This window comes from Lysobacter sp. 1R34A, from assembly GCF_051217035.1.
Classification (GTDB): Bacteria; Pseudomonadota; Gammaproteobacteria; order Xanthomonadales; family Xanthomonadaceae; genus Lysobacter.
This window is the reverse complement of record NZ_JBPKJP010000026.1, coordinates 1-23,428: the sequence shown is the minus strand read 5'-3', so window position 1 is coordinate 23,428 and position 23,428 is coordinate 1. Positions and strand designations below refer to the sequence as shown.

General features: G+C 66.6%; 15 protein-coding genes. 9 read left to right on the top strand and 6 right to left on the bottom strand.

The features are described 5' to 3' along the window. The first annotated feature begins 131 nt into the window (after window positions 1-131). Together ACSAMQ_RS08850 and ACSAMQ_RS08845 are read left to right on the top strand one after the other, a co-directional pair. Entirely contained in the window at window positions 132-1,769 is a 1,638-nt protein-coding gene (locus tag ACSAMQ_RS08850; protein ID WP_435395289.1) for a POT-type proton-dependent oligopeptide transporter, read from the top strand. Between the two features lie 112 nt (window positions 1,770-1,881). Beyond that, window positions 1,882-2,502: a rhomboid family intramembrane serine protease gene (locus tag ACSAMQ_RS08845; RefSeq protein WP_435395302.1), complete on the top strand. Its 621-nt coding sequence runs from the start codon at window positions 1,882-1,884 to the stop codon at window positions 2,500-2,502. Between the two features lie 102 nt (window positions 2,503-2,604). Here ACSAMQ_RS08845 and ACSAMQ_RS08840 read toward each other — a convergent pair whose 3' ends face one another. Continuing rightward, window positions 2,605-2,802, bottom strand: a complete 198-nt coding sequence (locus ACSAMQ_RS08840; RefSeq protein WP_435395288.1) for a hypothetical protein — start codon at window positions 2,800-2,802, stop codon at window positions 2,605-2,607. A gap of 247 nt (window positions 2,803-3,049) precedes the next feature. On the opposite strand from ACSAMQ_RS08840, the gene ACSAMQ_RS08835 reads away from it, so the two are divergent. From ACSAMQ_RS08835 to cfa, 5 genes are all read left to right on the top strand, one after another. Continuing rightward, window positions 3,050-4,585, top strand: a complete 1,536-nt coding sequence (locus tag ACSAMQ_RS08835) for a hypothetical protein (RefSeq protein WP_435395287.1) — start codon at window positions 3,050-3,052, stop codon at window positions 4,583-4,585. 183 nt (window positions 4,586-4,768) lie between these two features. Beyond that, window positions 4,769-5,044 carry a GNAT family N-acetyltransferase gene (locus tag ACSAMQ_RS08830; RefSeq protein WP_435395286.1) on the top strand — a complete coding sequence of 92 codons (276 nt, stop codon included), beginning with the start codon at window positions 4,769-4,771 and terminating at the stop codon, window positions 5,042-5,044. Between the two features lie 191 nt (window positions 5,045-5,235). Continuing rightward, window positions 5,236-5,949 (top strand): pseudouridine synthase, encoded by a 714-nt coding sequence (locus ACSAMQ_RS08825; protein WP_435395285.1) that lies wholly within the window; start codon window positions 5,236-5,238, stop codon window positions 5,947-5,949. A gap of 109 nt (window positions 5,950-6,058) precedes the next feature. After that, a complete protein-coding gene (locus tag ACSAMQ_RS08820; protein WP_435395284.1) occupies window positions 6,059-6,886 on the top strand; it encodes a DUF3298 domain-containing protein in 828 nt (275 codons plus the stop codon). A gap of 262 nt (window positions 6,887-7,148) precedes the next feature. After that, window positions 7,149-8,285: a cyclopropane fatty acyl phospholipid synthase gene (gene cfa / locus ACSAMQ_RS08815; protein ID WP_435395283.1), complete on the top strand. Its 1,137-nt coding sequence runs from the start codon at window positions 7,149-7,151 to the stop codon at window positions 8,283-8,285. 132 nt (window positions 8,286-8,417) lie between these two features. Here cfa and ACSAMQ_RS08810 read toward each other — a convergent pair whose 3' ends face one another. Then, window positions 8,418-9,854, bottom strand: coding sequence for an amino acid permease (locus ACSAMQ_RS08810; protein ID WP_435395282.1), 1,437 nt, complete (start codon window positions 9,852-9,854; stop codon window positions 8,418-8,420). Window positions 9,855-10,166: 312 nt separating this feature from the next. Between ACSAMQ_RS08810 and ACSAMQ_RS08805 the strand changes: the two genes are divergently transcribed. Further along, window positions 10,167-11,363: a glycerophosphodiester phosphodiesterase family protein gene (locus ACSAMQ_RS08805; RefSeq protein ID WP_435395281.1), complete on the top strand. Its 1,197-nt coding sequence runs from the start codon at window positions 10,167-10,169 to the stop codon at window positions 11,361-11,363. A gap of 293 nt (window positions 11,364-11,656) precedes the next feature. On the opposite strand, the gene ACSAMQ_RS08800 is transcribed toward ACSAMQ_RS08805, so the two are convergent. The 4 genes from ACSAMQ_RS08800 to ACSAMQ_RS08785 all read right to left on the bottom strand — a co-directional run bounded on the left by ACSAMQ_RS08800 (window position 11,657) and on the right by ACSAMQ_RS08785 (window position 19,555). Next, a complete protein-coding gene (locus tag ACSAMQ_RS08800) occupies window positions 11,657-12,502 on the bottom strand; it encodes an NAD-dependent protein deacetylase (protein ID WP_435395280.1) in 846 nt (281 codons plus the stop codon). A gap of 180 nt (window positions 12,503-12,682) precedes the next feature. After that, the gene (locus tag ACSAMQ_RS08795) at window positions 12,683-16,039 is read right to left on the bottom strand and encodes a YadA-like family protein (protein ID WP_435395279.1); all 3,357 of its coding nucleotides are present in this window, start codon (window positions 16,037-16,039) and stop codon (window positions 12,683-12,685) included. A 286-nt stretch (window positions 16,040-16,325) separates the two neighbouring features. Next, entirely contained in the window at window positions 16,326-17,093 is a 768-nt protein-coding gene (locus tag ACSAMQ_RS08790) for a response regulator transcription factor (RefSeq protein ID WP_435395278.1), read from the bottom strand. Between the two features lie 254 nt (window positions 17,094-17,347). Further along, window positions 17,348-19,555 carry a M3 family metallopeptidase gene (locus tag ACSAMQ_RS08785; RefSeq protein WP_435395277.1) on the bottom strand — a complete coding sequence of 736 codons (2,208 nt, stop codon included), beginning with the start codon at window positions 19,553-19,555 and terminating at the stop codon, window positions 17,348-17,350. A 1,125-nt stretch (window positions 19,556-20,680) separates the two neighbouring features. Between ACSAMQ_RS08785 and ACSAMQ_RS08780 the strand changes: the two genes are divergently transcribed. Next, window positions 20,681-23,428, top strand: a 2,748-nt coding sequence (locus ACSAMQ_RS08780; protein ID WP_435395276.1) for a calcium-binding protein, incomplete at its 3' end; no start/stop codon positions are given.

The window sequence follows — 23,428 nt, the reverse complement described above, 5'->3', positions numbered from 1 at the left end:
CCGTGAGCGGGCAGGCCGGCCGCCGGGGCGATCGGTTAGGCTGTAGGGCTGGACCGCCTGGCCGCCGTCGCGCCCGGGTCCAGCGGGGGCGCCCATCGACCGCCTCCGCGCCCGACCGCCGAGGACCGTAGATGAGCCAAGCCGCCACCGCCCCCGCCACCGCCGATTCGCAGGGCAGGATGCCCCGCCAGATCGGTTTCATCATCGGCAACGAGGCGGCCGAGCGCTTCAGTTTCTACGGCATGCGCAACATCCTGACCTCGTTCCTGGTCGGGACCCTGCTGCTGGCCTCGACCTCCGACCTGGCCGAGCGCGAACACCTCGCCAAGGAGGTGTTCCACAGCTTCATGATCGGCACCTACTTCTTCCCCCTGCTGGGCGGCTGGCTGGCCGACCGCTATTTCGGCAAATACAACACGGTCATCTGGTTCTCGCTGATCTACTGCGCCGGCCACGCCTGCCTGGCGATGTTCGAGCACAGCCAGGCCGGCTTCTATACCGGCCTGTTCCTGATCGCCTTCGGCGCCGGCGGGATAAAACCGCTGGTGGTGTCGTTCTGCGGCGACCAGTTCGACCAGAGCAACAAACACAAGGCCAAGCTGGTCTTCGACGCCTTCTACTGGACGATCAACTTCGGCTCCTTGTTCGCGTCCTTGCTGATGCCGATCTTCCTGCGCGAGTACGGTCCGAGCATCGCCTTCGGCATCCCGGGCGCGCTGATGTTCCTGGCCACCTTCATCTTCTGGCTCGGCCGCAACCGCTACGTGCGGGTGCCGCCGACCCGCGACGCGCCCGATCCGGATTCGTTCTTCAACGTCGCCCGCACCGCGCTGAGCGCCCGCGTGGCCGGACAGGGCAACCCCGGCGCGATCGTCGCCGGCCTCGGCGTGGTCCTGGCGGTCGGCGCGCTGTCGCTGACCGCGGTGCCGGCGATGGGCTTCGTCAAGAGCGCCTGCCTGGCGCTGGGCCTGCTGATCGGCTTCGGCGGCTACGGCGTTTCCCTCCAGCTCGACCGCGCCCGCGGCAAGCATCCCGACGCCGCGGTCGACGGCGTGCGCGCGGTGCTGCGCATCCTGATCGTGTTCGCCTTCGTGACCCCGTTCTGGTCGCTGTTCGACCAGAAGGCCTCGACCTGGGTGCTGCAGGGCCAGAAGATGTTCGTGCCGACCGACCTGTGGTGGTGGCCGAGCTGGCTGATCTCCGGCGAGGGCGGCGCGCGCGCCGCGGCCTCGCAGATGCAGGCGATCAATCCGCTGCTGGTGATGCTGCTGATCCCGTTCAACAACCTGCTGCTGTACCCGGCGCTGCGCCGTATCGGCCTGCACCCGACCCCGTTGCGGCGGATGGGCTTCGGCATCGCCATCTCCGGCCTGTCGTGGATCGTCGCGGCGGTGCTGCAGTTGTATATGGACGCCGGCCACCCCATGTCGCTGGCATGGCAGGTCCTTCCCTACGTGCTGCTGACCCTCGGCGAGGTGCTGGTCTCGGCGACCGCGCTGGAGTTCGCCTACAGCCAGGCCCCGCACGCGATGAAGGGCGTGATCATGGCGCTGTGGTACCTGACCAGCACCTTCGGCAACCTGTGGGTGATGCTGACCAACGCCGCGGTGCGCAACGAAGCGGTCACCACCCATATCGCCGCGACCGGGCTCAGCGAGAACGCCTTCCTGATGTTCTTCTTCGCCGGCTTCGCCTTCGTCGCGGCGGCCGCGTTCGCCTTGTACGCGCGCAGCTACCCGATGCAGGACCACTACCGCCAAGCCGCGTAAGCGGGCCGGCGGCCAGCGCCAAGACCTTTCCGAATCCGCCCGGCTCCGCCGGGCGGTCCGACCTGAGCGGATCCGGCCCGGCCGGACCCGCCGACGAGAACCCGAGCCGATGCTGATCACCCTCATCCTGATCGCCGTGACCGCGCTGGTGACGTGGCAAGCCTTCGAGAAGCGCAGCCTGTACGAGCGCCTGGTGCTGTGGCCGCCGGGGGTGGAGCGTTTCCGCCAGTACGACCGGCTGTTGACCCACGGCTTCGTGCATGCCGACTGGATGCACCTGCTGTTCAACATGATCACCCTGTATTTCTTCGGCGGCGCGGTCGAACGCTTGTTCGGCGAAGTGGTCGGGCCGCTCGGTTACGCGTTCTTCTACTTGTCGGCGATCGTGGTCGCGATCCTGCCGAGCTACCTGCGCCATCGCAAGGACGGCGGCTACGTCAGCCTCGGCGCGTCCGGCGCGGTGTCGGCGGTGCTGTTCGCCTTCGTGCTGGTCAACCCCTGGAGCTGGATCATCGTGTTCGTGATCCCGGTGCCGGCGATCGTCTATGCGATCGCCTACGTCGGCTATTCGTATTGGATGGACAAGCGCGGCCGGGGCAACATCAACCATAACGCGCACTTGTCGGGCGCGATCTACGGCGTGCTGTTCATGCTGCTGATGGAGCCGCAGGTGTTCTGGGTGTTCCTGCAGCGGCTCGCGAGCCCGAGCCTGCCGAGTTTCTTCGGCGGCTGAGTGGAGCGGCAGCGGGTTCCGCTGCCAGGTCGATATCGCCGCGTCCCCTGGTTGCGGCTTTGCGAACGGCGGCTCAGGCCGCCGTTGCCGTTTGCGCGATGATCACGACAGCAGCAGTGCGGGCGTGGTGGCCTGGTCGTAGGCGTCGTCGCCGTACGAAGCGATCAGGCCTGCGTAGATCTGGGCATCGAGCCGGCGCAGCTCGGCGGCATCGGGCTCGCCGGTGCGGGCGAGTTCGTAGAGGCGGGTGATGACGGCGTCGGCCTGCTGGTCGTCGTCCTGCGGCTTGAAGTAACGCATCTGAGACCCCTTGGTTTTACGATGTGACGTACTTCACACTGAAGCACATTCCGTGCCATCGATTTCCAGGGGTTTCGGCGGTCCAAAGTGACACATCGCGTCCACATCGGGCGGTCAGGATCAGTCGGCTGACGCCATGGGTCGACTCTCACCTTTGCTCACCCGCCATGAAGGTCGCGCGTGTTAACAAACAGGCACGGTCCTTGGGGGGCGACCGCTCAACCGGAAAAACCGACAGGAGCAGGGCATGGCGATCAAGAAAGCCGGCAAGTCCGTCAGCAAGTCAGGCAGTAAAGCGGCAGGCAAGAGCGCCGCGCGCAAAAGCGCGAAGCGCGCAGGCAAGCAGGTCGCGGCCAAGACCGCCACCAAGGCGGCCAAGAAAACCGCCGTCACCAAGCGCGCAGCGAGCAAGCCCGCCGCCAAGAAGGCGGGCGTCAGCAAAGCGGTGACCAAGAAGGTCGCCGCAAAGAAGTCCGCGACCAGGAAAGCCGCGACGAAGAAGGCCGCGACAAAGAAGGTCGCCACCAAGAAGGCCGCGACCAAGAAGACCGCGACCACGAAAGCGACGGCCAAGAAAGCGACCGCCAAGAAGGCGACGGCCAAGAAGACCGTGACCCGGCAGCCGGCCAAGCAGGCGGCTGCGAAGCAGGCCAGCGCCACCAAGGCAGCGAGCAAGAAGGTCGCGAGCAAGAAGGTCAGCGCCAAGAACACGAGCACCAAGAACGCCGTCGTCGGCCGAACCAGCGCCGGCACGGCGCCGGCCAGGCAGGTGGCGAGCAAGTCGGCCGCCTCCGGAAACATGGCGAAAAATCCCGCGAAAGCGGCGTCCACCAAAGCAGCGCCCGCGAAGCAGGCGGCAATCGGCAGGAGCGTCGCCGGCCCGTCCGCACCGGGCACGGCCTTAAAGCCAGCCGCCACAGCGAAACCGGCCGCGAGCGCCGCGCCCCGGTCGGCCCAGCCTGCGGCCGGCCGTTCCGCAGCAGACAAATCGGCGACCAATAAACCCGCGACGAACCAGCCGGCAGCGCGGCGCGACGACGACACCACGCGCAACGATGGCGGCGCCGCCGCGGCCAAGGCACCTGCGCCGCGTGCGGCCAAGCCGCGCACCGTGCCGCCGTTGGCGCCGCTGATCGACAGCCGCATCGCGGCGGTGACGCCGACCGACGAGGTCGTCGACACGCCCATGGTCGCGACGACGGCGGTGACCGGCGTGCCGGCCCAGGCCGAAGCCGGAGCCAAGCCGCGCAAGGCCAAGAAGACCCAGCCGGCCAAGCCGCAGGCCGACCGATCGGCGGCGGGTTCGCTCGTGGCCTCGGCAGCTGCCTCCGAATCGGCGGCGCCGGCGCTGCAGGGCGAAACCCACCGTTCCCGGGCCTCGCAATCGCCGGGTACGGCCGGGACGCTCGCCGCGCCCGGAGCCGCCGCCGAAGCCGAGCCGGCCGGCGCCGATGCCGAGCAGCGCGAGGACGACGCAGCAATGGAAGCGGCCGAAGCGGCCGGCAGCGGCGAGGAGCGCGGCGACCGCCCGCACATCACCCCGGAGCAGGCCCTGGCCAATACCCGTCAACTGCTGGAAGCCAAGCAGGAGCAGGCACGCGAGCCGCAGCCCTGGCAGCAGCTCGAACCCAAGCACGGCCAAGTGCCGCAGCCCGGCCCGCAGTCGAGCAGCGCGGCGCAGAAGGCCGAGGAGCTGCACGCCGCGGAAAGCCGGATGGACGCCATCCAGGGTTCGATCGGCACCCAGGACCGGCACAACCAGGGCAAGCGCGACAACCGCTGAGCCCGGGCATCGGGCCGGCTCCGGGGACAGGCTCCGGGGCCGGCCCGATGCGGCCGACTCGGTGCCCGGTCTTCCGGTGTTCGATGAGGGCCGCCGTCGCGGCGCCCGATTCGCAGTCGATACTTCCCGATGTCTCACAACGCGGCCGTTCCGGTCGCGCTCACTCGCAACCCAGGTAAAGCCATGGCCGTCTCCGTCCGCCACGTTCCCGAACAGCAGCGTTTCCTCACCGAAGTCGACGGGGTGGAGGCCTTGCTCGACTACCAGCTCAACGGCAACCAACTGGTCATCACCCATACCCTGGTCCCGGAGGCGATCGGCGGCCGCGGCATCGCCGGCGACCTGGTCCGGGCGGCGTTCGAACACGCCCGCGAAGCCGGCTACAAGGTCCGCCCGGCCTGTTCCTATGCGGCGGCCTGGGTCCAGCGCCACCCGGAATACACCGAACAGCTGGGTTGAGCCCGCCGGCCGTCGCCTCGCCGAAGCCTTCGGCGCGGCAGGCCAGACGGCGCCTGCGTCCCCGCGCTCCGCAGGCCGGCCGGGGCCGCAGGCCTGAATCCGAACGCGGCCAGGGGTCGCCAAGCCGGCGCGGCTGTGCCAGCCTACGCGCCCTTCGCCTGTCTGCTGCCGGTTTCCGGCATCCTGTCTTTATGCGCCTGAACAAACACATCAGCGACACCGGCTTCTGCTCGCGCCGCGAGGCCGACCGCCTGATCGCCGAAGGCCGGGTCACCGTCAACGGCATGCGCGGCGGGGTCGGCGCCGAGGTCGGCGAGGGCGACGAGGTCCGCATCGACGGCGAGGTCCTGCGCGCGCGCGCGGTGGTCAAGGGCAAGCGCCATCACGTCTACATCGCTCTGAACAAGCCGGTCGGCATCGTCTGCACCACCGAGTCGACGGTCAAGGAAAACATCGTCGACTTCGTCGGCCACGAGCGCCGCATCTTCCCGATCGGCCGCCTCGACAAGGACTCCGAAGGGCTGATCCTGCTGACCAGCAACGGCGACATCGTCAACGAGATCCTGCGCGCCGAGAACAAGCTCGAGAAGGAATACCTGGTCGCGGTGAACCACGAGGTCACCCCGGAATTCCTGCGCGGCATGGCCCGCGGCGTGCCGATCCACGGGCAGACCACCTTGCCGTGCAAGACCGGCAAGCTCGGCCGTTTCGGTTTCCGCATCGTGCTGGTGCAGGGCTTGAACCGGCAGATCCGCCTGATGGCGGCGCACTTCGGTTTCCGGGTCAAGCAACTGCTGCGCGCCCGCATCGGCAACGTCAAGCTGGGCCACCTCAAGCCCGGCCAGTGGCGCAACCTGACCGACCAGGAACTGCAGGGCCTGCTGCCTCACCGCAACGAGTGGTGAACGGCGCCGCGCTGGGCGGCGGACCGATGGCGATCTAGATGTGGGCGTCACGCATTGCGCGATAATGTTCGTGCGAACAACCATGGACGTCCGCCAAAAGGATTGCTGTATGAAGCGTGTCATCGCCGTCTCCCTGCTGGCCCTGGCCCTGGCGGCCTGCAAGAAAGAAGCCTCGCCGCCGCCCGGCGTCGCGCCGGCCGATCCCGGTGCGGCCTTGCCGGCGCCGGTGGTCGTCGCGGATGCGCCGGTCGAGCTCAAGGAAGTCGTCGAGACTACGCCTAACTACGTGGTCGGCATCACCTACGACACTCAGGCGGCGAAATACCCCGGCCTGGCCAAAGAACTCAAGGCCTATGCCGACCGCGCGCGCGCCGAGCTGATCGAGTCGGCCAGCGGACGCACCGCGAAAGAGAACCCGTCGCCGTACGAACTGTCGCTGACCTTCAACGACATTCTCGACACCCCCGACCTGGTGGCGGTGTCTGCCGACGGCAGCAGCTACACCGGCGGCGCTCATGCCGCGCCGCTGATCGCGCGCTTCGTCTGGCTGCCCAAGCAGAACAAGCTGCTGACCGCCGCCGAACTGGTGCCGCAGAAGCAGGGCTGGGACGCGATCTCGCGCTACGTCCGCGAACAACTGCACTCGGCCCTGTCGCAGCGCATCGATGCCGACGACCTGGCCCCGGCGGTTCGCGCCGAGCAGATCGAGACCGGCGGCCGGATGATCGACGACGGCACGTCGGCCGACCCGGCCAACTTCGCCATGTTCGAGCCGGTCAAGGCCGCCGACGGCAAGCTCAGCGGGCTCAAGTTCGTGTTCGCGCCCTACGAGGTCGGGCCGTATTCGGATGGCACCCAGACCGTCGAAGTGCCGGCCTCGGCCTTGTTGCCGCACATCGCGCCGCAGTACCGGCCGATGTTCAGCGGCGGCGGCTGAAGCGCCGTTGCGGGCGGGCGGGGCGGGGGTCGGGCCGGGCTAGTGCGCCGCCTGGCTCAACCCGACTCGCGTTCGGCGGACCCGGGCCCGCTGAACGCCGCGCGAAACGGCCAAGCCGGGCACAGTGCCCGGCGCGGCGTTTGTTATGGTGCCGGCGATGCGGCCGGGGCGTTGCGTTGGTGCCGTGTCGGTTCGGCGGCAGCGCGGCCGCCCGTCGCCGCGACCCGCTGCAGTAAGTTGCGTTGAACGAGCCGAGGCCGTCATGTCCGTTGCGTCGTTGCGTAGACGAGTCGAAGGGTTGCTGGGCCTGGCCGACGTGCGCATCGGCGGCGAGCGCCCCTGGGACATCCAGGTCGAAGACGACGAGTTCTACTCGCGGGTGATCGCGCAGGGCTCGCTCGGCCTGGGCGAATCCTACATGGACGGCATGTGGCATACCGATTCGCTCGACGAGATGCTGGTGCGCCTGTTGCGCGCTCACGTCGACGAGCAGGTCCACGGTTGGGCGGCGATCCTAGACGGCCTGCGCGCGCACCTGATCAACCTGCAGAGCCACCGCCGCAGCTTCACCGTCGGCGAGCGCCACTACGATCTTGGCAACGATCTCTACCGCGCCATGCTCGGCAAGCGCCTGGTCTACAGTTGCGGCTATTGGCGCGACGAGCGCGGGCAGCCGCTGCACGACCTGGATGCGGCCCAGGAGGCCAAGCTCGACCTGGTCTGCCGCAAGCTCGGCCTGCGGCCGGGCATGCGCGTGCTCGACATCGGCAGCGGCTGGGGCGAGGCGCTGAAGTTCGCCGCCGAACGCTACGGCATCCACGGGGTCGGGGTGACTGTGTCGCGCGAACAGGCCGACCTGTCCGGCGAACTCTGCGCCGGGCTGCCGCTGGAGTTCCGCCTGCAGGACTACCGCGAACTCGACGAGCGCTTCGACCGGGTGTTCTCGCTGGGCATGTTCGAGCACGTCGGGGTCAAGAACTACGACGTCTATTTCGAGGTCGCCCGGCGCTGTCTCGACCGCGACGGCCTGTTCCTGCTGCACACCATCGGCGGCAACCGTTCGGTCAACCATACCGACCCCTGGATCGCCCGCTATATCTTCCCGAACTCGATGCTGCCCTCGGCCCGGCAGATCGCCGAGCACGTCGAGGAGCGCTTCGTGATCGAGGACTGGCACAACTTCGGCGCCGACTACGACCTGACCCTGCAGGCCTGGCGCGACAACGTCGAGCGCGCCTGGCCGCGGCTGGACCCGGAGCGCTACGACGAGCGCTTCCGGCGCATGTGGCGGTTCTACCTGGCCGCCTCGATGGCGACCTTCCGCAGCCGCCACGCCCAGCTATGGCAGCTGGTGCTCTCGCCGGAAGGCGTGCCGGGGGGGTATGTGGCTCCGAGGTGAAGCAGGAACTGGTGGGCAGGAACGAGTAACTAGGAATGAGGAACTAGGAACGAGTCGTGGGAATGGTGCGGCTTCCACTCTTTCCTCGTTCCTAATCCCTAGTTCCTAGTTCCTAGTTCCTAGCTCTAGCTCCTAGCTCTCGGCCGCCAACTTGCTATGCCGCATGCCGTAGCCGAAATACACCAGCAGGCCCAGGCTGACCCAGATCAGGAAGATCAGCCAGGTCACCAATGCCAGCTCGGACAGCAGCCAGATCGAGAAGCCGATGCCGATGATCGGGATCAGCGGCACCAGCGGGGTGCGGAAGGCGCGGTGCAGGTCGGGCTTGCGCACGCGCAGCACCCACACCGAGGCGCAGATGACGATGAAGGCCGAGAGCACGCCGATGTTGACCAGCTTGGCGACCTCGCCGATCGGCAGGAAGCCGGCGACCAGGGCGGTGAACACGCCGAGCACGATGGTCGGGCGGTGCGGGGTGCCGTACTTGGGATGGATCTTGGCGAACCAGCCCGGCAGCAGACCGTCGCGCGACAGCGAGAACCAGATCCGCGCGGCGCCGAGCATGAAGGCGAACAGCACGCTGGCGATGCCGATCACCGCCGAGACCGAGATGGCCGCGGCGATCCACGGCAGGCCGAGGCGGGTGAAGGCTTCCGAGACCGGGGCGTCGCCGCCGAGGGTGGTGTAGGGGGCGATGCCGGTCAGCACCAGCGACACCGCCAGGTACAGCACCATCGACACGCCCAGCGACAGCAGCACCGCGCGCGGCAGGTCGCGCTGCGGGTTCTTGGACTCCTCGGCCGCGGTGGTCAGGGTGTCGTAGCCGAACACCGCGAAGAACACCACCGCCGCGGCGGTCGCCACGCCCTGCAGGCCGAAGTGACCGACGCCGTTGGCGTCGACGACGCGTTCGGGGATGAACGGCACCCAGTTGGCCGGGTCGATGTAGAACGCGCCGACGCCGATCACCAGCACCACCGCGATGACCTTGATCGCGACGATCAGGGTGTTGAAGCGCGCGCCCCATTCCGTGCGGAACACCAGCAGCGCCGACACGCCGAGCGTGGCCAGGGCGGCGATCAGGTTGAACACCCGGCCCTCGCCGGTGCCGATGGCGCCCTGCGCCCACACCGGCAGATGAAAGCCGGCGCTGCCGAGCAGGGCCTGGACATAGCCGGACCAGCCGATCGCGACCACCGCCACGATCAGTGCGTATTCGAGCAACAGGTCCCAGCCGATCAGCCAGGCCGGCAGTTCGCCGAGGGTGGCGTAGCTGTAGGTGTAGGCGCTGCCGGTGACCGGGATCATGCCGGCGAACTCGGCGTAGCACAGCGCCGCGGCGGCGCTGGCGATGCCGGCGAGCAGGAAGGCCAGGGCGACGGCTGGGCCGGCGTTGGTCGCCGCTTCGTGGCCGGCGAGGACGAACACGCCGACGCCGATGATGCCGCCGATGCCGATCGCAGTGAGCTGCCACAGCCCGAGCACGCGGCGGAAATCCGTACGTTTGCTGGCCTCGGCCTGCAGTTGTTCCACCGACTTGTGCCGGAATACCTTGGCCACCAGGCTCATCGAACGCTCTCCCCGAATGATCGCCGCATCATAGCGGCTGCGGCGGGCCGCGCTTCAATACGGGACCGTTCTGGGCCGGCTCGGTCAAATCGCGGCAATGCCCGGGCCGGATGATGGCGGGTCGGGTGCGGCGGACGCGCCGGCCCGGTGGCCTCGGCCGTGCAGATGCACGAATGCAACGAACTCGCGGAGAATCGATCGGTGAAGCGCACGACATCTCTTAGACTGGCCTGGATCGTCTGCGGCGTCCTGGCCGGCGCGGCGGCCCACGCCGCAGCCGTCCCCCCCGTTGCCCCGGAGCCTACGCCCGCCGTGCATACCGCTGCCGTCCCGCGCCTGATCGTGATCGCCCACCGCGGCGCCAGCGGCTATCGCCCCGAGCACACGCTCGAGGCCTATCGGCTGGCGATCCAGCAGGGCGCCGACTTCATCGAGCCGGATCTGGTCGCGACCCGCGACGGCGAACTGGTGGTGCGCCACGAGAACGAGATCTCCGGCACCACCGACGTCGCGGATCACCCCGAATTCGCCGACCGCCGGGTCAGCAAGGTCATCGACGGCGAGACCCTGACCGGCTGGTTCACCGAAGACTTCACCCTGGCCGAACTCAAGACCCTGCGCGCACGCGAGCGCATCCCGCAGATCCGTCCCGGCAACCAGCGCTTCGACGGCCGGTTCGAGATCGCGACCCTGCGCGAAGTGATCGCCCTCGCCAAGGAGCACAGCCGCGACGGCCGGGTCATCGGCATCTATCCCGAGACCAAGCACCCGACCTGGTTCGCGCTCGAAGGCAAGCGCATCGACGGCACTCCGATCCACGTTTCGCTCGGCGAGAAGCTGGTGCAGACCCTGGTCGCCGAGGGCTTCACCGATCCGGCGCGGGTGTATATCCAGAGTTTCGAGGTCGCCAACCTGATCGAGCTCAAGCGCACGATTTTGCCGAAGGCCGGCATCGACCTGCCGCTGGTGCAGTTATACGGCGATTTCGAGCGCGACCGTCCCTACGATTTCGTCTATCACCTCGCCCGCGGCAGCGACCTCGGCGCGCTCTACGCCGGCCTGGGCGCGGCGATCCCGGGCGGCATCGGCGCCGGCACCGGCTACGGGGCGTTGACCGAGAGCGCCGCGCTGGGCTGGATGCGTGCCAACTACGCCGCCGGCCTGGGCCCGTCCAAGAGCAGCCTGCTGCCGCGCGTGCCCCTGCCGGCGAAGCGCGATGCCGACGGCGACGGCCATCCCCTGTTGGCGACGCGCAACACCGGCTTCGTCCATCCCGTGCTCGGCCGCGCCCTGCAACTCGGCCTGCAGGTGCACCCCTACACGGTGCGCGCGGAGGAGCCCTTCCTGAGCGAGACCGCCAGCGGCGTGGCCCAGAGCGCGCTCGGCGAAGCCCTGCTGCTCTACAGCCTCGGCGTGCAGGGTTTCTTCATCGACCAGCCCGACATCGGCGTAGCCGCGCGCAAGCTGTTTCTCCAGCACAGCCGGATCGACCGGCGGCCGACGCCCTGAGCGGAAGCGCCGCTTGCGGGCCGACAGCGCACGGCCAGGTCAGCGCACCGCTTCTGGGTAGGAGCGGCGCGAGCCGCGACGGGCGAAGCGGTGAATGCCGCGTCTTCGTTCGCAGCTGAAGGCTGTGACGTATGAAAATAAAACCGAGTGTCCGGGCTTCGGTTGCGGCGCTGGCGTTAACTTCTTCGGTCGGTCGCGGCTCACGCCGCTCCTACAGTCGTGGGTATCGTTTTCCGAGTCCCGAGTCCCGAGTCCCGAGTCCCGAGTCCCGAGTCCCGAACCCTAACCCGAACTCACCCCAACGCCGCCTCCAACGTGGCCGCGCAATCGGCTTCGAGCTTGAGCGTGGCGATGTCGTCGGCGCGGGTCACGCCGCGGTTGAGCAGGGCCAGCGGCAGGCCGGCCTCGCGCGCGGCGCGGGCGAAGCGGAAGCCCGAGTAGACCATCAGCGACGAGCCGATCACCAGCATCGCGTCGGCTTCGGCCAGCGCCTGCTGGGCCGCGGCGACGCGCGCACGCGGTACGTTCTCGCCGAAGAACACCACGTCGGGCTTGACCATGCCGCCGCAGTGTTCGCAAACCGGCGTGGCGAAACGCTCGAATTCCACGCCCTCCAGATCGGCGTCGCCGTCGGGCAGGGCCGCCGCGCCGAGCTTGGCCCAGTCCGGATTGCGCTCGGCCAACTCGGCCTGCACCGATTCGCGCGCGCGCCGCGCGCCGCAGTCGAGGCAGACGATCTCGTCCAGGCAGCCGTGCAGATCGACGACGTCGCGGCTGCCGGCGCGCGCGTGCAGACCGTCTACGTTCTGGGTCACCAGCGCATGCGGGCCGTCGCGCTCCTGCCACCGCGCCAAGGCCTGATGGCCGCCGTTGGGCCGCGCACCGGCGAACGAGGGCCATCCCACGAAGCTGCGCGCCCAGTATCGGGCACGAGCGCGGGCATCGCCGACGAAGGCACGAAAATCGATCGGCGGCTTGCGTTGCCAGGCGCCGTTTTCGTCGCGGTAATGCGGGATGCCCGAGCCGGTGCTCAGGCCGGCGCCGGTCAGCACGAACACCCGCCGGTGCGGGCGCAGCCACTCGTACAGGGCCTGGGCGGCGGTGTGCGCATCGCGGGTGTCGGCGGCGTTCGGGTTCATTGGCGGGTCGCGGGCTCAGCGGGGCTGAATCCTAGATGGCGGCGCCGCGGCGGCGATCCAAGCCCGGCTCGCGCCGCGGCAGCGAGCGCGCGATAAGAAAGCCGCCCGAATCGCTTCGGGCGGCCTGGCGAACCACGGCAGGGCGCGCGCGGTCGCCGGGGGGAGGTCAGGGTTCCGGGCTCACCACATCAGGCCGGCGCCGACGGTCACGCCGACATCGCCCTTGGAGTTGCTGTTGCCGGAGAATTTATAGACCCAGCGGCCGTCCTCGCTGATCGTCGAGACGCCGATCGCGAAGCCGGTTTCGCCGCGGAACGAACTCGCCGCGATCGCCGCCATGCTCTTGCCGGGCATGTACGACTGCGGCAGGCCCGCGACCGCCATCGCCGAAGCGACGCCGGCGCTGGCCTTGTCGTCGAGCTGGCCGATTTCCTGGCGCAGGTTGTTGCCCCAGTTGTCGGTGTACTGGTTGGAGGTGGTGATGGCGCGGTTGACCCCGTCGTTGAGCTGCTGGACGTTGACCGCGTCGGTGTTGGAGGTGCCGGCGCGGACGTTGCGGATCTGCACCGAGCTGCCGCCGTTGTTGAGAGTCACCTGGGTGGTGTTGACGCTGCCGTCGACGTTGGTGTCGTAGCGCACCGTGCCGGCCTGCGAGGAGCGCAGCTGGGCGACGTTGACCGCATCGTTGTCCTGGCTGCCGGCGGCGACGTTGACGATCTGGCGCTGCGCGCCGGCGGTACCCACCGACACCGTATTGGCGCGGTCGGCCACCGCGCCCTGGCCGAGCGCGACCGCGCCCGACGCGGTGACGCTGGCGCTTTCGCCGACAGCGACCGCATTGGTCGCCCCCGCCGCGATGGTGCTGTTGGCGCCGACCGCGGTGCTGCCGTCGGCGTTGACCCGGGCATTGCCGCCGATCGCGGTGTCGTTGTCGCCGGCGGCGTAGGCGTCGCCGCCGACCGCGACGGCATGCTGCCCCATGGCGCTGGCGCTGGCGCCCGCGGCGATCGCGCGGGTGCCGGTGGCGACCGTGGCGTTCCCGGTCCCGTCGATGGCGATGCGCGGTTCGGAGGTTCCGCCCGGCGGCAGATTGTCGATGCGGTTGTTGATGGTCGTCAGACTGGCGTCGACCGCGGCGAAGGCGGCGCCGACGTCCTGGTAGCTGCCGCCCTGCACGGTGAAGCTCGGCGCGCCGAAAACCCCGCCGCTGAAGCTGGCGCCGGCGCCGAAGATCGAGGCGATGCCGTCGCCGAAGCTCTGCACCTGGCCGCCGTTGATCGCTTCCAGGCTGCCGGCGGCGATCTGGCCGCCGGCGACGTTGTCCAGGACCGTGCCGGTGCCGGCCGGGCCTTGCAGGGTGGCGCGGGTGTAGTCGGGGTTGCCGCTGCCGTCGTCGTCGTACTTGAGGGCGAACGCGTCGTTGCCGGCGAGGCCGCCATCGAGCGCGCTCAAGGCCGCGCCGACATCGTTGTAGGTGTTGCCGCCGATCACGTAGTTCGGCGCGGTGAAGCCGCCGCCGGCGTTGAAGGTGGCGCCGCCGCCGAACAGCGCCGCGGTCGAGGTGCCGAGACTGAACAACTGCCCGCCGTTGATCGCCTGCAGGCTGCCGGCCGCGATCTGGCCGCCGGCGAGGTTGTCGATCACCGTGCCGGTGCCGGCCGGGCCTTGCAGGGTGATGTTGCCGTAGTCCGGGTTGCCGCTGCCGTCGTCGTCGTAGCGCACGGCGAAGGCATTGCTGCCGGTCAGGCCGCCGTCGAGCGCGGTCAGTGCGGCGCCGACGTTGTTGTAGCTGTTGCCGCCGATGACGTAGTTCGGCGCGGTGAAGGTGCCGCCGGCGTTGAACACCGTGCCGCCGCCGAGCAGGTTCGCCACCGAACTGCCGATACCGAAGATCTGGCCGCCGTTGACGGCCTCCAGGCTGCCGGCGGCGATCTGGCCGGCGGCGAGGTTGCCGATCAGGGTACCGGTCCCGGCCGGGCCGCTCAGGGTGGCGCGGGTGTAATCCGGGTTGCCGCTGCCGTCGTCGTCGTACTGCACGGCGAAGGCGTCGGCGTTGGCCATGCCGGCGTTGACCGCGGCGAAGGCGTCGCCGGCGTTGTTGTAGCCGTTGCCGTCGATGATGAAGTTCGGCGCGGTGACGGTGCCGTCGGCCGCGACCGAAGCGCCGGCGCCGAGGCGCTGCGCATTGGACTGGCTGATCGCGAAGATCTGGCTGCCGTTGACCGCCTGGGTGCTGCCGGCGGCGACGACGCCGGCGCCGAGGTTGGACACGACGGTGCCGCCCGCGCCCTGCAGGGTGACGTTGCCGAAGTCCGGCGTGCCGCCGAGGTCGTCGTACTTGACCGCGAACGGGTCGGCCGCGGCGTTGGCGAGTGCGCCCTGCAGCTGGGCCACGTTGACCGCGTCGGTGCCGAGGCTGCCGGGGGCCAGATTGGTCAGCTTGCGGGCCGCGCCGGCCGAGCCGATCGACAGTTCGCCGGCCGAGTTCTGCGGGGCGACCAGGCCGAAGGCGGTATAGCCGGTCTGGGCGCCGATCGCGGTGCTGGAACCGGCGCCGAGCGCGATGCTGTCGGCGTGGGTCGAGGTGGCGCCGAAGCCGAGAATGGTCTGGCGGTTGGCGTTGCCGAAGGTGTTGTCGCCGATCAACACCGAGTTGCCCAGGCGCGCGGCGTAGTTGGTGTCGGGGCCGCCGGTGAAGCCTTGCGAGGCTGCGGTGACCGTCGGCAGCTGATGGCGGGCGTTGGTGCCCATGACGATGGTGTTGGACCCGTTGGCGTAGCTGCCGTCGCCGATGATGACCTGGTTGTTCTGCGCCGGGTTGGTGCGCCAGGTGCAGGCCAGGCCGATGATCACGCACGAGGCGTTGTTGTTGTTGCCGGTGTAGTTGCTGTCCTGGAACTGGATGTAGCTGTCGGAATGCACCGCGCCGATCAGGGTCAGGTGGTTGGCCGGCTGATTGCCGTCCAGGTCGAGCACGTTCGGCGCCTGTACCAGGTTGAGGATCAGCGACAGATACGAATAGTTGAAGTTGGCCCGGTCGATGGTCAGGCAGCCGCTGCCGAGCAGGCCGCAGGCCTGGTAGTCGTTGCCGAGCAACCAATTGCTCAGGTACGCGCTGATGCCGGGCAGGCTGTTGTTGAGCGGGTCGGGCGGTTGGATCACGCTCATCGGCGAGGCCATGCCGCCGTCGTCGAAGGCCATCGAATCCCAGGTGGAACTGTTCGGAATGCCGTCGAACACCAGCGGCAGCAGCGGCGCTTCCTCGTCGAGCAATTCATCGCTGGCGGTGGGCTGTTCGGCCGACGAAGACGGGGTCTGCTCGCCGGTCTGTGCGCTCATCTCGATGGCCGGCGCCGAACCGCCTTCGGCGGCGCCGGCGAGCAGCGGCGTGGCCGCCAGGCTCAGCGCCAGGCACCAACAGGCGGTCGATCGGAACAGCGAAGTGCGCGTCGGTCCGACGCTGCGGCTGCGAATGTTGTGCCTGGCGGCCGATGCGGCGGCCGGAAGAGGTCCGTTCTGCGTGTCGCGCTGATTCATGGCAACAGTCTCCGTCTACGATCGATACGGTGAGCCGATCGACAGCGCGAGACGGAGCACACGCAAGCCGGCCATCGCGGCCGCGATTCGTTCTCTGTCCCCGGTATCACACGGCCGCCGCGTCGCTGGCGCGACGGCCATCGGCTGATGCAGGCTAGGCAGCCCATCTACGCAATACACTCATGCAGCATCACGTTCACTCACGTGCGCTCACGCAGGTAAATGACGTGTACGGCCCCGGGTTCGGCCGCCCCCTGCGGCCGTTATGAAAGTCGCTGGCGACTATTCAATGGTTCGCACGCACGATGGTGCATAGATAACCCATGCCGCGCACGGCGCGCAAAGGCAACGGCAAGGGACTCATCAGCGCGACCTTCTTGCGCAGACGGTAGATCAGCATTTCGAGCCGGTGCGGATCGAAATCGTAGACGTCGCTGGTCAACGAACCGATCAGGCTGTCGTGCGAGACCGGATGACCGCCGGCGCCGGTATTGACCAGGCGCAACAGCACGCTGCGCTCGGGTGCGCTGAGGTCGATCGAGGAACCGTCGGGCGTGCGCAGGGTCCAGCCGTCGAGCGCGAGTTCCCATTCGCTCAGGCCGGCGCCGCTGCGCGCGGGCATCGCGCGCATGTGGTGCTGCAGGCTGTGCATCGCGGTGACGACCGCGGCGAGTCCGTCGAGGTCGACCGGCTTGGCGAAGCAGGCGTCGGCGATCTCGCGATACGAGTCGGCGCGGTGGCTGCCGTCGGCATCGGCGTCGAGCATGACGATGCCGATGTCGGAATGCTGGCGCAGGTGCAGGGCGAGGGTGCGCGGATTGTCGTCGGGCAGGTCGCTGGCGATCACCGCGATGTCGCAGGGCGAACTGAGCAGGTTGCGGTACAGCGCGGTGGCGTTCGCGCATTCGACCACCGCGAACTGGCGCATCTGCAGCGAGTGCAGGATCTGTTGTCTCAACAGCGGGTCGCGTTCGACCAGCGCGATGCGGCGGTCGTTGCGGTTGGAGCCGGTGCCGGACGAGCTTGCAGCTTGGACCACGGAGATGGCGGCCATCCTGATGTCCCCCTGTTGATCGGACTTCCTGCCGTTGCGCTTGCGCGCGACGGCCCGGTCGATATCCAAAATCAGGTTAGTTGGGCTCCACTTGGACCGAATGTGACATAAGTCGAGCTTCGCCGGAAGTGCGTAATTTCTTTGGAATTCTTTAGATCGAGATAACGGTTGCCATGTGCCTTCCAACGACAAAAAGGCCGCCCACCGGACAGGTGGGCGGCCTTGGTTGGCAAAAAGCCTGGGACTAACCTGAATTATTTATTCTTGGGCTCGCCGGCGGCCGGGGCGGTCAGGCCGCGGCGCTCCAGCAGGGGCTCGATCTTCGGCTCATGGCCGGCGAAATCGCGGAACAGTTGCAGGGCATCCTTGCTGCCGCCGCGCGAGAGCAGGGTGGCGCGGAAGCGGTCGCCGTTCTCGCGGGTCAGGCCGCCGTGCTGCTTGATCCACTCGACCGTGTTCGCGTCCAGCACTTCCGACCAGATGTAGGCGTAGTAGCCGGCCGCGTAGCCGCCCATGATGTGGCTGAAGTACGGGGTGCGGTAACGCGGCGGGACCGGCGCGTAGTAGATGCCGTCCTTCTTCAGCGAGGCGGTCTCGAAGGGCATCACGTCGTTGGCCTTCGGCACCTGCGCGGCGTCGCCGATCTGGTGCAGGTTCTGGTCGAGCATCGCCGCGCCGAGGTATTCGGTGGTGGTGAAGCCCTGGTTGAACTTGGAGGCGGCCAGGACCTTGTCGAGCAGTTCCTTCGGCATCGGCTCGCCGGTCTGGTAGTGCTTGGCGTAGTTGGCCAGCACCGACGGCCAGTCGGCCCACATCTCGTTGACCTGCGAGGGGAACTCGACGAAGTCGCGCGGCACGTTGGTGCCGGAGAAATAGGGGTATTTCACCTTCGAGAACATGCCGTGCAGGGCGTGGCCGAACTCGTGGAACATGGTGGTGACCTCATCCCAGGTCATCAGCGTCGGCTTGCCGGCCGGCGGCGCCGGGATGTTGAGGTGGTTGGCCACCACCGGCAGGGTGCCGAACAGTTCCGACTGGTCGACGTAGGAGTTCATCCAGGCGCCGCCGCGCTTGGAATCGCGCGCGTACATGTCGGCGATGAAGATCGCCAGCTGCTTGCCGTCGGCGTCGAACACGTCGTAGACGGTGGTGTCCGGGCGGTACAGCGGCAGGTCGGTGCGCTGCTTGAACTTCAAGCCGTAGAGCTGGCCGGCGGCATAGAACACGCCGTTCTCGAGCACGTTCTTCATCTCGAAGTAGGGCTTGAGCTGGGCTTCGTCGAAGGCGAACTTTTCCTTGCGCACCTTCTCGGCGTAGAACGCCCAGTCCCAGGGCTCGAGCTTGAAGCTCTTCTCGCCCTTGGCGGCCTGTTCCTTGTCGATCATCGCCTGCAGGTCGGCCGCCTCGCGCTGGGCGTTGGCGATCGCGGCCGGCGCGAGCTGGCCGAGCATCTTGTTGACCGCCTCGGGGTTCTTGGCGGTCTCGTCCTCGAGCACGTAGGCGGCGTAGTTCGGGTAGCCCTGCATCTTGGCGCGCTCGGTGCGCAGGGTGACGACCTTGGACACCAGCTCGGTGTTGTCGAAGGCGTTGCCGCGGCTGTTGCGCGCGACCGAGGCCTTGTGCAGCTTCTCGCGCAGGGCGCGGTTGGTCAGGTCGGTTTCCGGCGGCTGGCCGGTGGTGTTGAGCAGGGTCAGCAGGTACTTGCCTTCGAGCTTGCGCGCCTTGGCCGCTTCGGCCGCGGCGGCGATGCGCTCGTCGGACAGGCCGTCGAGTTCGGCCTTGGTGTCGACGACGATGGCCGAGTCCTTCACCTCTTCGAGCACGTTCTCGCTGAACTTGGCGCCCAGCTCGGCCAGTTCGGCGTTGATCGCCTTCAGCCGGGTCTTCTGCGCGTCGCTGAGGTTGGCGCCGCCGCGGACGAAGTCGGTGTAGTAACGCTCGACCAGGCGCACGCCCTCGGCGTCCAGGCCGAGCGCGTCGCGCTGGCCGTACAGGGTCTTGATGCGCGCGAACAACTTGGGATTGAGATTGATCGCATCGCGGTGCGCCGACATCTTCGGCGCGTATTCCTGCATGAGCTTCTGCCGCACCGGGTTGGTGTCGGTGCTCATCAGGTTGAAGAAGGTCGACGAGGAGCGGGCCAGGATGCGGCCCGAGCGCTCCAGCGCCAGGATGGTGTTGTCGAAGCTCGGCGCGTCGGTGTTGTTGGCGATCGCGTCGATCTCCTTGAGCTGGTCGGCCATGCCGCGATCGAAGGCCGGCGCGAAATCGGCGTCCTTGATCTTGTCGAACTGAGGGAACTGCAGCGGCAGCGGGCTCTCCTGGAAGAACGGGTTCGCGTTCGATCGAGCGTTGGCGGTCACGGCTTGGTCTGCTTTGGTCTGGGCCTGGGCATTGTGGGCAAGGCTGGTACCGGTGGCGAACAGGGCCACGGCCAGCGCCAGCGCGAGGGGATGCTTCATCGTGCGGAACCTCGTCAATAGGAACCCCGAAGCGTACTCGATGGACGCAAGTTCAGGCCCCTGACGAATGGCATAGCTTTGGACCCGTCTGGGCGTCTTATCGTTTGACACGGACATATGCGAATGTGATGCTCCTCGGCCGGAATGCGTGACTTATCCACAGGTTTTCGGCTGGATCCTAATTTGAAGTGTCGACCCGGCGGGCCGGGCGCTCTAAGTCGAGAAGTCAGATGTCGCAAGGGAATGTGTCAGCAATAGGGGGGCTGACCTCCTCCCGCGGGATAGAAGCCGGATTTGGGCTGGATCGACCTGATGCATCTTGTGCGGTTCTAAGGACGTCCCGTAGCGTATGTTCAGCTCGGACCTTAGTTCGGCGCTCGAAAAGCCGTTATTCGAGCCTGTCGTCCGCGAGCTCGGAGTCGAGGCTAAGGCATTCGCGCACGCCGAGAAAACACGGAATGTCGGTTTTTCGGCCTCGCTCGCGGTTGGTCCGGTTCATCCTGGCCACGGTCGGTTCGGGCGACCTCACTATCGTCAATTCACTTACTCGCCTCACGGGCGGAGTTTCGGACCATCCTGGATCGAACTTTACGCTGCACCCGGCAGCAGCCTGTCCCGTATCGGCCATGGCGCTTGAGAGGTGCTTGTCCGGCCTGTGTCCGGACTTTACAAAATCGGACCCTCGGTCACCCGCTTGGCTGACATCCCCATTATCAGAACGAGCCTGCTGCGCGCAGGCGCCCTGTTGCGATCCCGAGAGGGTTGAGCTTCGAAAGTGCCGCCTGTCCCGACCTTATTCGATCATTCTCGGACTGGGCAGAATATCTCTACGTCTGAATTGCGGGAGCTGGCAGCGGGAACAGTGCCCTGTCAATGGCGCAAGTACAAAGGTACGGCCGGGCGTTGCGCATGTTGTTAATAGTACATCGACGTTGGCGTCGGCGTGAGCCTGGAGATCGAGGGCAGCAGCGCGTCATCGATTAGCCGCCAATTCCGTTGCGACGGCAGGTAGGCAAGACCGCCAGAGAACGGAGAAGTATCACATCGCAGGGGAAGCGCCGTCGTCCGCGATAGATTGTTAGGCGCCAGAAGTATGGAAGCGTTTTTTAAGGAGAAGTAGAAATCATGAGCAATGGGCCCTCGTTCCTCGATTACATTTCGATTTCCCCCAATATCGGGGACAACAGTATTACTTGGAGCTACTCGCCGCCGCAAGGCGGCGTCAATCCAGTAGCCAGTTACGAGTTCGGTCCTGGAACGTCAACTGGCGAGGCGGGTATTTCGTTCGGCCCAGGGGCGTTATCGGTGTCTGGCGACATCATGCAGCCCGACGGAAATGGCGGCTACCGCGTTGTCGGGCCTACGCTGAACTTCACCCTCACCGGTCCGCTCGGTACCGAAGCGAAGTTCAGTATCGAACCGACGGGGAAAATGGTCCCCCATCCAACCGATCCATTTGCGCCGCATGTGCCATCAGCCAAGCTCACGCTCGAGCTCGACGGGAAGCTCATTAATTGGGAAATCCCGATCGATGACAATTTCACGATGAACAAGCTCTTCGATCGAGAGCTCAATGGCCCTTTATCGGACGGCATGCTCGGTAACACATATACCGGATTGCTGCATCGCCCTCGCGATGTGGACCGGGCGATCGAGGACATGACGCGTGGCATGGATCCGAATATTAATCGAAACTTTGATCGCGCGCGGAACTTCCGGGCAGGCAAAGACCCGTTCGTACTCGATTTGGACGGCGATGGCATCGAAACCATCGGCTCCGGTTCCGGCGAAGTGCTCTTCGATCATGAAGGCGACGGCATTCGCAACGGGAGCGGCTGGCTCGATTCCGACGACGGATTTCTGGTTTTAGATAGAAACGGAAACGGAATCATAGACGATGGCTCGGAGTTGTTCGGAGAGCAGACCCCGGGAGCTTCAGTGGTCGGTGATCCAAATACGCTGCCGAGCGATTCTCCCGAGCTTGTGCGCAGTGCGGGTCTGCGTGCACTCAGCCGGCTCGATACCAACGCCGACGGCGTATTCGACGTCAACGATACCCAGTTCGCAGATGTCCGTGTATGGCGGGACATGAATCAGGACGGAAAGTCCTCAGCCAACGAATTGTTCAGCCTGGAGCAGTTGAGTATCGCGTCGATAAACCTCAACCCCACTTCGACGGTCAATGTGGATCTCCGAAACGGAAATGTGATCGATTCGACCGGCAGCTTTACCCGCATCGATGGCAGTGTCGGTACTACCGGTGACCTATTGTTAGGTAGCAATGGCTTCTATCGGGAATTCACCGATCGAATCGAGCCGAGCGCGGCGGCCAAGCTGTTGCCAACGCTGGTGGGCGCAGGTTTAGTTAGGGACTTGGACGAAGCGGCGACTTTGGATGCTCAGCTCGCGGCGGAGGTCAATGCCATGGGCATCGGCATGAGCCGCGATGCGATGATGGGGCGAATGGACGCATTTCTGAGCCGTTGGGCGGATACGTCCGACATGAAGTCATCGACGGAGGCGATGTGGGGGGACGGAGGTGTCGGCGCAGTCCAGCTCAATGTCTATGGCCGTGGACCAGGCGGAAGCTATCTTCTGACCGATATTGTTTCCATTCTCGAACGCTTCAATGGCCAGCATTATTTCGTCGGGCAGGGTTCCGGCGTAGTAGCCAATGGTCGCTTTTGGAATGTCCTGCCGACGGCGCCGGGCTCGGTTGTGGACTATTTCGTCATCAACGTCGAGCTGAACGAAGCGCCGACCCAGATGCTGATGGATGCCTATAAAGAGCTGCGCGACTCGGTCTACTACAGTCTGGTGATGTTCACGCGCTTGAAGGACTATCTGTCCGAAATCGATCTTGCCGTCGATTTGGTACGCGGCTTCGTTTACGACTACGCTGCGATGGACCAGAAGCTGCGCAACAAAGCCGCTGGCGGCGACGTCATGGGCGCGCTGGACGATCTCTATGATCTGCAGCGCGCGGGCACCGGCTTGCTGGTCGGCTGGAACTGGTCCGACACACTCGGTTGGATGGCAGAACAGGCTCAGTTCTCAGGGGAGTTCAGTTCCCGCGCAGCAAGTTTGTTCGGCGCCAGCGTGTTAAGCGGTGCCGCCGGAGCCGACGGCGGTACGGGAAATGATTTGGGCATCGGCGGCGCCGGTTCGGACACGATATCCGGTGGCGACGGCGCCGATGTTCTAGTCGGTTATACGGGCGACGATTCGTTGCTCGCGGGCAACGGGAACGACAAGTTGTACGGCGGCGCTGGCAACGACAATTTGATCGGCGGTGCTGGTAACGACGTGTTGGACGGCGGAGATGGAAATGACGTTCTGACCGACGGATCGGGTACCAATATCTTGCGCGGGGGCGCCGGCGACGACACTCTGCGCTCGGATAATTATTGGGCGTCCAATACGTTTCACGGTGGTGTCGGCAACGACCGGATCGACGGTTACTGGGGGGGTGACAGGTACATTTTCGAAATCGGCGACGGCCACGATGTAATTAGGGACAACGGCTCTTATTCCTTCACTGGCGACTATGCAGACACCTTGCTGTTCGGTGATGGCATAGTGGCATCGGATATCACGGTGGTCCGGGTGAGCAGCGATCTGTTGCTCACGCATAAGAATGGTGTCGACAGCATTACGGTGAAGGATTGGTTCACATCGGCTAATCTTTGGCTGGAGAAGATAAAATTCGTTGATGGAACCAGTTGGTCGGCCCATGATTTGACCTATAAGGTCGTCCAGGCTGGTACGGATGCGGCTCAATCGCTGATCGGCGTCAGCCGTTCGAACGCGTTGATCCGGGCTGGCGGTGGCAATGACACGATTGTGTCGTCCGACGGTAACGACGAGCTGCAC

What these genes read in the sequence shown, in the direction of transcription:
- ACSAMQ_RS08820 (WP_435395284.1), top strand. Translation starts at nt 6,059, where the DNA reads ATGAAGCGTGTCATCGCCGTCTCCCTGCTGGCCCTGGCCCTGGCGGCC.
- ACSAMQ_RS08825 (WP_435395285.1), top strand. Translation starts at nt 5,236, where the DNA reads ATGCGCCTGAACAAACACATCAGCGACACCGGCTTCTGCTCGCGCCGC.
- ACSAMQ_RS08790 (WP_435395278.1), bottom strand. Translation starts at nt 17,093, where the DNA reads ATGGCCGCCATCTCCGTGGTCCAAGCTGCAAGCTCGTCCGGCACCGGC.
- ACSAMQ_RS08840 (WP_435395288.1), bottom strand. Translation starts at nt 2,802, where the DNA reads ATGCGTTACTTCAAGCCGCAGGACGACGACCAGCAGGCCGACGCCGTC.
- ACSAMQ_RS08850 (WP_435395289.1), top strand. Translation starts at nt 132, where the DNA reads ATGAGCCAAGCCGCCACCGCCCCCGCCACCGCCGATTCGCAGGGCAGG.
- ACSAMQ_RS08835 (WP_435395287.1), top strand. Translation starts at nt 3,050, where the DNA reads ATGGCGATCAAGAAAGCCGGCAAGTCCGTCAGCAAGTCAGGCAGTAAA.
- ACSAMQ_RS08795 (WP_435395279.1), bottom strand. Translation starts at nt 16,039, where the DNA reads ATGAATCAGCGCGACACGCAGAACGGACCTCTTCCGGCCGCCGCATCG.
- cfa (WP_435395283.1), top strand. Translation starts at nt 7,149, where the DNA reads ATGTCCGTTGCGTCGTTGCGTAGACGAGTCGAAGGGTTGCTGGGCCTG.
- ACSAMQ_RS08800 (WP_435395280.1), bottom strand. Translation starts at nt 12,502, where the DNA reads ATGAACCCGAACGCCGCCGACACCCGCGATGCGCACACCGCCGCCCAG.
- ACSAMQ_RS08785 (WP_435395277.1), bottom strand. Translation starts at nt 19,555, where the DNA reads ATGAAGCATCCCCTCGCGCTGGCGCTGGCCGTGGCCCTGTTCGCCACC.
- ACSAMQ_RS08830 (WP_435395286.1), top strand. Translation starts at nt 4,769, where the DNA reads ATGGCCGTCTCCGTCCGCCACGTTCCCGAACAGCAGCGTTTCCTCACC.
- ACSAMQ_RS08810 (WP_435395282.1), bottom strand. Translation starts at nt 9,854, where the DNA reads ATGAGCCTGGTGGCCAAGGTATTCCGGCACAAGTCGGTGGAACAACTG.